Source organism: Cupriavidus sp. IDO (assembly GCF_000812465.1).
In the GTDB taxonomy this organism is placed as follows: domain Bacteria; phylum Pseudomonadota; class Gammaproteobacteria; order Burkholderiales; family Burkholderiaceae; genus Cupriavidus.
In genome coordinates this window covers 1-8,549 of record NZ_JWMA01000083.1, presented here as the reverse complement: position 1 = coordinate 8,549, position 8,549 = coordinate 1, and the positions used below count along the sequence as shown (strand labels likewise).

The following is an 8,549-nucleotide window of genomic DNA, read 5'->3' as shown; positions in this document are numbered from 1 at the left end:
GCGAGCACCGCCTGCGTGAGCGGTTTCGATATGGCGGACCATCGTTTGGCGATCTTCCAGGCCGATCATGCGTCCTCGTCCTTGTCCTTCGGGAAGATCCCCTCGAGCTTTTTTGAGAGTATCAACAGGGCGGCGGCTTCGGCCAGGGCCTTCTCCTTGCGGCGCAGCTCGCGCTCGAGTTCCTTGATGCGGCGCCGATCGGCCTTTGTCTCACGATGGGTGGCGCGCGCATCCTCGGGCTCAGCCAGCGCCTGCGTGGCGGCAGTGCGCCACTGCTCCAACTCCTGCGGATACACACCGTTCTCACGGCACCAGGCGTTCTTGCTGGCCACGTCCATCGCAGCCGTCGCCAGCACCGCCTCAAACCTGGCCGCCGCTGTCCATGCCCGCTCGCGAGCGGGCATGGACATAGCGTCTGCGCGCCAGCGCTCAAGCGTGGCCACTGCCACACCCAATTCCCTTGAAACCACTTCCACCGCCGCACTCTCCGGCGGTAACAACCGTGCTACCGCCCGGTCCTTGAATTCTTGTCCGTAACGAGCCAGGTGAGTAGGCCGGAGGAATTTCACCTCCAGCCTCTCGCAGAACGGTGCGTGAGCCTCTCAACTCACACCGCTCCCATCAAGCGAACGCGCCTTTCATGCCTCGTTGCCAGTGTACGAATAACTGCGGTTGCCGCTTCGCGATGCCTTCTACGAAGCGAGCCGCCCGCGTTCTCTGTCCTTTCAGGCGCTTATACTTCCGCATCGCCCAAGCGATCAATGTCCTGTTGAAGTGCCGAAGCACCGGATACATCGCTGACGGACTGACCCGCCCGTAATAGCTCAACCAGCCTCGCAGGACTGGATTGTGCAAGCGGGCGATGTCAGCCACGCTGAGATACGTCCGCGTGCCGAAGCGTGCCTCGCGAGTTCTCTGCCGCATGGACTTCAGGGCGACCGCACTGACCGCAGGGGTGAAGTTCACAAACAGGCTGTTCCGTTTGCGATTCTTCACAACCCGCGGCCGAAAGGTGTATCCGAGAAAATCAAACTTCGTATTCGGATATTTTCCCTTGCGACTGCCATCTTTGCAGTAAACGATCTTGGTCTTGTCCGGATGCATTTCTAGATGGCACTCTGCCAACCGAGCCTGAAGCGCTGCCTTGACAGCTTGCGCCTCTTGTTCGGTGCGGCAGTGAACCAATCCATCATCTGCATACCGGCACCAGGGAAGCTGAGGGAACGTGCGAGCCATCCAAACATCGAACGTATAGTGCAGAAACAAATTTGCCAACACTGGGCTGACGACACCACCTTGTGGAGTTCCCCGAGTGCGTTCCACTCGAGTTCCATCCTTCAACTGCATCGGTGCCTTCAGCCATCGGTCGATGTACAGCATGGCCCAGTCGCTCTTCACGTGCTTTTGAAGCGCTCGCTGTAGCAAGTCATGGTCGATGTTGTCAAACAGGCCTTTGATATCAAACTCGAGAACCCAGTCGTATTTCCAGCACCGCTCTCGCGTTACCCCCACAGCGTCCAGCGCCGATTTCCCGGGCCGGTAGCCGTATGAGTCAGGCAAGAAGATCGACTCGATTCCAGGTTCAATGACCTGCTTGACTACCATCTGCGCAACACGATCCGCCACAGTGGGCACCCCTAAAATGCGCTCCCCGCCATTCTTCTTTGGAATGGCAACCGCTTTGACCGGATCGGGAAAGTAGCTGCCCGAGGACATGCGATTCCAGACCTTATACAGATTGCCTTTCAGGTCCGCTTCGAAGTCCTCGAGCGACTGCCGATCCACGCCCGCCGATCCTGCGTTGGCTTTGACTGCCTTGAACGCGTCATACACTAGCCACTTGTCGATGACAAACGGTTTTGTTGCACTCATGGTTTCCTCCTGTTCCCAGTTGAACGCAGAATGCAACTCGCTTGACCCAACCCCTTTGCTCCGGCCGCATTACCAGCCTTCATCGCTCGTACGGGTTGGTCCGTCCCAGTGCTCCGCATCGGTACTCTCACCTCGTGGCTTCAACCACTTGAGTTTCTCCCTTCACATCGGAACGACTGGTTCCCGCAGTTCCACACAAGAGCCTGGATCAGCTTCACGCCCCCTTTACGCCGGTCGCCGCCCGCCCAGTAATCAGGCTTCCGGCTGGCTTGTCCCAGAGGATAGAAGCGCCCCTGGTTTTGACGACAGATCTATAAATTACGACGCGTCATCGGAAGGTTCACTTTCGTTCGTCTCTCTGATCCCTACCTGTTCGAGGTATAGCCTCGACACTTTGCCCCAACGCTCACCACCACGGCTCTTTACCGCAGCAGCTTGGGGTGGTTTGACGCCCGCTCCTGAAAACCGACGCCGGAGGGCCTACCTCCATCTCTCATGCAGCTTGTACACAGTCCGTCAGTCCGTTCGAACCTCCGTTCCATGTGGCTGCGGCACACCTTCTATCTCTTATCGCCCCCGGGGTTCAAATTCTATCGGGGCGACATCTATTCTGCCGTGGGGGGATCTCTTTTCGGTCACGCTGCGAGATGCCGGCGAGGTTGCGCTCATCGATGGCGACAGCAAGAAGATCATCAACATCGTCAAGACCGGCTACGCAGTGCATATCTCGCGGATGTCGGCATCGGGCCGCTACCTGTACGTGATCGGGCGCGACGCGCGGCTGGACCTGATCGACCTGTGGCTGCCCAAACCCGACATCGTCGCCGAGGTCAAGATCGGCATGGAAGCGCGCTCGGTCGAAACTTCCAAGTACAAGGGCTACGAGGACAAGTACGCGGTGGCTGGCTCCTACTGGCCGCCGCAGTACGTGATCATGGAAGGCGACACGCTCAAGCCGCTCAAGGTGGTGTCCACGCGCGGCATGACGGTCGACAACGAATACCACCCCGAGCCGCGCGTGGCCTCGATCGTGGCCAGCCACTTCCATCCGGAGTTCGTGATCAACGCCAAGGAGACCGGCAAGATCCTGATGGTCAATGTCCTCTACGAACAGAATCGCATAACACCTAGATTCGCATAACGATAGACATTCATAACTCATTGTTTTCAGCGAACTTTTCGTTTCCCCAGCATGCCGCGAGTGCACCTTCGCCCACCTGCGTAACAAAAAAGCCCACCGAAAATTTTTGGCGGGCTTTGTTCTGGAACAGAATCACATAACCAAGTCTTTAGGCGAGCTAGTGCTGCGTGACTCTCTGCCGAAGCTTGCCCATGAATGAGCCGAGGACACTGTTGGACTCTGTGTCGACTGCTACACCAGGCTCCTCCACAAGTTCTGCATCGCTTGTGTGAACGGTATCGGGGTCGTCCCGTCTTTGCCGCTCAGGAGGAATGCCAAAATCAGCTTCCCTTTTCCGGACTTCGCCCGGCTCGAGACCGAGAATGTCCCGCTCCGTCGCCGCCCGAGCCAACGACTCTTCTTTGGCCAAGTCCCTTCGAGCTTCCCTCACAGTTGCGCCGGTCTTGTATGTCCCCGGCCTCTTCGCCTGCTTGGCCGCCGATTCTTGCATCATTGCAGCCTTCCAGTTCGCGAGTCGATTGCGCGCTGCATTTTTAGCCGCCTGAACGCGTCTCTGCGCCGCACGATAGAGATTAGACAGCTTGCGGTCAAACCGAAGAGCGCGTCCAAAGCGCGCCGTGGTCCTTTGAGTTTCAGGCAGTTCGACGAACGTCCCATCCTCACGCTCCCACAACAGATACGTCGCATCATCCATGGGAACGCGAATATTGATGACGGGATTGTCCGGCTGTCGGGGCCGTTGCATTTCAGCATTGTAGAAGTCCACGAGTTCTTGGCTCGTATAGAATCCTTTACCGTATTGAACCCGACCACGCCGTACCGTTCGAGTGTCCGGTTCGAGCAGACGGAAATAAATCTCTCGCTCCGTCCACTCCTTCGACGCCCCGCCCAACCTCAGCAAACGGTACCATTGAAAAATTCCAGCCGGATTTGGCTTCGCCTTACCAAGCATTTCATTTGTCAGGATTTGGTCAACATCTGCCGTCAGGTTGTATTCATTGATTGCATAAACCAAAATTTTCTCGAAATCGAGAGTAGTCATCGTCGCTTCGGCTTGAGCTTCATCCTGCCGCTCCTTGTCCGCCCGCTCGCCAGTCCGCTTGAACGCCCCTGGCAAATCAGCCGTTCTTCGCTGAAAAATCCCGTTTACCCCCTCCACCACCCCCTTCAAATCAGCCCGCTTCGGCGGCGCAATAGCTTGGTCAAGCTTAAGTTCGTTCACAACAGCATGGGAAGCATATTGAGAACATCTCGACTAAGGCTAGCGCCGAGACAGTCTTGTAAACGCCCATAGTGCAGGCTGGATTCGCTTCGTACGCCAAGGCTACCGAGTTTGTCGCCAACGGCTTCGGAAAAGCGCTCACCATTCAGGTGCTCGAACTCGGCGCTATTCATGAACTCAAAGACGAACACCGAAAAGCCGTGGTCTGCCCTCAGCTCGTCATGTGAGGATGGCGGTCGCCTTGCGACCAAGGAACTCGTTCCGCAAACGCATACCTCGCCTGGCACAGGCAACTGCCTTGTGCGTCGCATGCGATGGAAGCATGTTTCGCAATGCTCGTAGATTGGGTCACCGTGTAGCGCACAAATGTTAGAGAGTGGAAGAAGATGCTCTCGGTGCCATACTGCCGAAGCATGCTTCTCACTATCTTCCTTGATACAACTGGCGCACATCCCTAATGCCCAAGTTGGGCCATTCTTTCGCCGGGCGAAGTGAAGCTGGTCGCCTCCCCGCTGGCCATTCAAGGTCCTCTCGTCTACTCTTCCGCGAGCAGCACCGTCGCCGGCAAGCTTAGAGAGCGGATATAGGGTGTGGAGCCACAGAGATTCCCATACCGGTGGGACTGCTTCCCCGAGGAGCCGGACAAGCGCCGGGATGTTCGCAGGCATGCATAGATTGACCCTCCCACCTAGATAACCGCCTTTGATGAGCTGCCACGATATGGATAGGACAATTCGGACTTCAGGGTGCGGGTCCAACGCCGCATCCAACACGGGGGCGTGTTCGAACAGGCTATGCCCTGGATGATGAAGAGGTTCGATACCGTGGCGCGTGCGATATACGGCCTCTGGGTGTAGCAGTCTGTCGAAATCGAGATAGAGAGCGCGCAACGGATTGGTGGCGGAGTCTGCGACCATGGCCCGCTCTCGTTCAGCCCTTTCTCACGCACGATGCTCTGAACATTCGGCGCCGAACGCATCGAGATTTCCGCGTGTCCAGCCCACCGAAGAGTACCCCTAGGCGGTGTGTTGTGCTTAGGGCATCGGGAAAGCACGATTCCCAGCCGTTCGAGCCGCAAAAGACGGGCCTTATGCGACTCCAACGGGCCGCCGCACTCGACATAAGTGCACTTTTATACACTTCCAAGCATCTTCCATTCCGCCGAGGGTTCGCTATACTGGCACTGTATATCCATACAGTACCGCGTTTGAAATCATGCTTCCAGAACCAGCGAATTGCCCGCTGTGCGGCGCTGCCTCGGAGCGGATTCGGTCGCCTTTGTTGAAGGGATGCCGATACACCTGCCCGAAGTGCGGTTCGTTCGGCATCGAGTCCTCAGCGTTGTCAGCGCTGGCAGTGCCGTCGTCTACTCGCCAAGATTTGGCACGACTTCGAGCCTACGGGCATATGCCCTTCATCCAGCGAGACAAACAAGGGGTCCATATCGGACCAGGTCGTACGTAGCGAAGCAACAGGTTGCATCATGGGAAACAGTCGATTGGCTGCGAAATGTCATCTACGGGAAGCGGGAGTCAGGTCCGCCCCTGCGCCTGGCGCGAACGGGATACTGGGACGCATCCAGAGTCAGTACGTTGTGGCCGCCCTGCAGCTTCTTCCTCCCGCGGCTTCCACAGTTGAGTCCCATCGCCAGGTAGACCTTGAGGCCGGTACAGATGGCAAGGTGAGGTTCTTCGCTGAAAAGAAACTCGCCAAACACCATCGACACTCACATTACTACTGGTCGGTGTACAGGGCAGAGCCGGTACGCGACGACGGCTTGCTTTGAGAATTTGAACTAATAGCGCAGGCACTCGGAGCGAGCGTGCGTCATACTACTGGTGCGGTATTCGGGCCGTTGCCCAATGCCGTGCAGCTTCGCGATGGGCGGAAGGCATTCCCAGTACGGCTGGTCGGACTGGCCGCTTCGCGACGTGTGGGGAGGGCCCAGCGACCCTCCCCGTAGTCCACCAACCCTCCGAACACGCCTATGCCTGGTGGGAGACACCAACTCTCTGCAGCTAGACCCTTTTTATCCCGGTGTTGGCTTCAATCTCTCCTGTCCCATCGAGGTAGCCATACTTGGCTAAATTCGGCATCACGGCCGAGGCGATGAAGGTGATTGCGGACAGCGCTGCGACATAGTAGAAAAAGTATGACTCCACATGCGCAGCTCGTATCGCCAGAGCTGCATACTCGGCGGTACCTCCGAACAGAGCATTGGCTAGCGCATAAGGCAAACCAACGCCGAGCGCACGGACTGTAGCCGGGAACAAATGGTCCTAGCGGCTGGGAACGCTCTGGCATCCCTAGCCGGAAACCGGCGCGAAGCACTATGGCATGCCATCGGTGCCGTTCCGGACAAGGACTTGTTGCGTCCGGCAGGCCTTGCGGAAGTGGCGCCGCGCCTCACGGCACCGTCCGAGGGGGAGGAAATTGTTGGGGATTACCGGTCGATGGGGCTGACCCTGAACCGTCACCCACTTGCGCTGCTGCGTCCACAATTGGCGGCAAAGCGATTCGTCCCTGCCACTACATTGGCGACATATAAAAATGGGCAGCTGGCGCGAGGCTGCGGCATTGTTACGGTTCGCCAACGCCCCGGCACGGCCAAGGGCGTTGTGTTCATGACGCTGGAAGATGAAACCGGGCCCATCAACGTCATCGTGTGGCCCTCTGTCCTGGAGAGGCAGCGCCGCGAGGTACTGAGTGCCACGCTGGTCGGCGTCTATGGGAAATGGCAGTGCGAGGGCGAGGTTCGGCATCTCATAGCGCAGCACCTCATCGACCTATCACCCATGCTGGGCACCCTGCCTACGCGGAGCCGAAATTTCCGCCTATTCATTTCCGCCATCGGCCCCAGTGACACGACGCCTTCGCGTGACCGCGACAGGCACATCTGACTCGCTGCCCAAGCTCGTGCGCGCTTCGGGACGAGCGCCTGAACCCGGTTGCCGGACGCCTGTCGGCACTTGTATGGTCGATATTGCTCGCTTGTAGACAATTTGCGTGCCGCCGGGCCCGCTGAGCATCACCACGAACTGGTCGAATGACTCGATTGAACCGGTCAGCTTGATGCCGTTGACGAGGTACACCTCGACACGCTTCCGCTCTTTGCGCGCTGTGTTCAGAAAGCCGTTCTGCGAATTGGGGTCTTCGAGCTGCATTGGATAACAATAAAAATGTAGGCAGATGGGGCGTCGCGGCGGGATGTCAGCTGTTGGGGCGCTGCTTTGCAGTGGAGCCGCGACGCACAACATTGGTGCTCGCACAAGAGCTCGACGTGCGCTCCTACGTCACGCGACACGCGCCATAAGCCGCCCTCTCAGTGGAGTTGCGCATCGCGATAATTGATGCAGTCATTCTATCGTTCTATCGGCAAGTGCGAGCACCGTGCGCAGCCAAACTTGGCACGCGGCCGGGACTGTCCGCAAACGGCCAGCTGTTCACATGCCTGTTTGCCTCTCATAGCCTGGACATCCGCGCGCCATTGCGAGGAGGTGAATCTGACGACGCGTTGCGCCGACGAGTGGCCGACCTTTGGCTGCATCGAACTGACCGCTATTCGGAGCAGCGCGCTGCAAACACTATCGCACCCAACCAGCCCAAAGTCGAAATGTCGTTCATCGGCGGTTGATAGTTGACTCTCGGGCAGTGCCACACAACCGAGACGCCAGGGCCATCAGCCATGTCCGCAATGCCAACGCGATTTATCTGCACGCATCCAATAGTAGGCTCGTCGCCGACAGGTAGGGGTGTCCTCAGGGCTCAAAGGCTAACTCCGCCATAATGGCCGCCAGACACGCGGAAGGCCCGCCGGCAAAGGGATGCCAAGGTAGGGGGACGTCACGTGTTTGATTAAGCACATACAAGGGATGCTCGTAGACTACGTGCAACTTGTTCTCACGCCGCAATTCCAGAGAGTCTGTATGCCGAGCCAAGGAGCTGTACTGCTGTTCCCCGTTAGCCTAGGGGCGTACACGCTGCGGGTCGAGCTGTGTTCTAAGGTGGAGTTCGGCCGGAAGAATTGGAGGTGACCCGCTTTTTTGGACAGTGCCTATCTTGAGTAAACAGGAGGTGCACCATGCCGAAAACGCGCCCACCGTACAGCACTGTCTTCCGTCAGCAAATGGTTGATCTGGTCCACGCAGGTCGCCGCCCCGAGGATCTGGCCAAGGAATTCGAACCCACGGCCCAGACCATTTACAACTGGGTCGCCCAGGCCGAGCGTGACGCAGGCACACGTCATGACGGCCTGACCAGTGCCGAGCGCCAGGAGCTCACACGGCTACGCCGTGAGAACCGGCAGCTCAAAAT

At 58.1% G+C, this 8,549-nt stretch carries 3 protein-coding genes and 4 pseudogenes; 3 read left to right on the top strand and 4 right to left on the bottom strand.

Annotated elements, in window-relative coordinates; genetic code table 11:
* Positions 1-545 (bottom strand): annotated as a pseudogene (locus tag RM96_RS23240) (transposase); the annotation flags it as partial.
* A 76-nt stretch (positions 546-621) separates the two neighbouring features.
* Entirely contained in the window at positions 622-1,872 is a 1,251-nt protein-coding gene (gene ltrA, locus RM96_RS23235) for a group II intron reverse transcriptase/maturase (RefSeq protein WP_039014035.1), read from the bottom strand.
* 622 nt (positions 1,873-2,494) lie between these two features.
* Between ltrA and RM96_RS23230 the strand changes: the two are divergent.
* Positions 2,495-3,013 (top strand): annotated as a pseudogene (locus tag RM96_RS23230) (cytochrome D1 domain-containing protein); the annotation flags it as partial.
* Positions 3,014-3,170: 157 nt separating this feature from the next.
* On the opposite strand, the gene RM96_RS23225 reads toward RM96_RS23230, so the two are convergent.
* Positions 3,171-4,235: a hypothetical protein gene (locus RM96_RS23225; protein WP_039014033.1), complete on the bottom strand. Its 1,065-nt coding sequence runs from the start codon at positions 4,233-4,235 to the stop codon at positions 3,171-3,173.
* A 2,276-nt stretch (positions 4,236-6,511) separates the two neighbouring features.
* On the opposite strand from RM96_RS23225, the pseudogene RM96_RS23215 reads away from it, so the two are divergent.
* Positions 6,512-7,066 (top strand): annotated as a pseudogene (locus RM96_RS23215) (OB-fold nucleic acid binding domain-containing protein); the annotation flags it as partial.
* Here the strand turns inward: RM96_RS23215 and hfq are convergent.
* Positions 7,047-7,399: pseudogene (gene hfq, locus RM96_RS37545) on the bottom strand (RNA chaperone Hfq). The pseudogenes RM96_RS23215 and hfq overlap by 20 nt on opposite strands.
* 917 nt (positions 7,400-8,316) lie before the next feature.
* Here hfq and RM96_RS23210 point away from each other — a divergent pair.
* The coding region (locus RM96_RS23210) for a transposase (protein WP_039014030.1) at positions 8,317-8,549 on the top strand (233 nt) is incomplete at its 3' end.

Bases quoted from the DNA above. Each gene is read 5' to 3' on its own strand.
- ltrA (WP_039014035.1), bottom strand. From the start codon at position 1,872: ATGAGTGCAACAAAACCGTTTGTCATCGACAAGTGGCTAGTGTATGAC.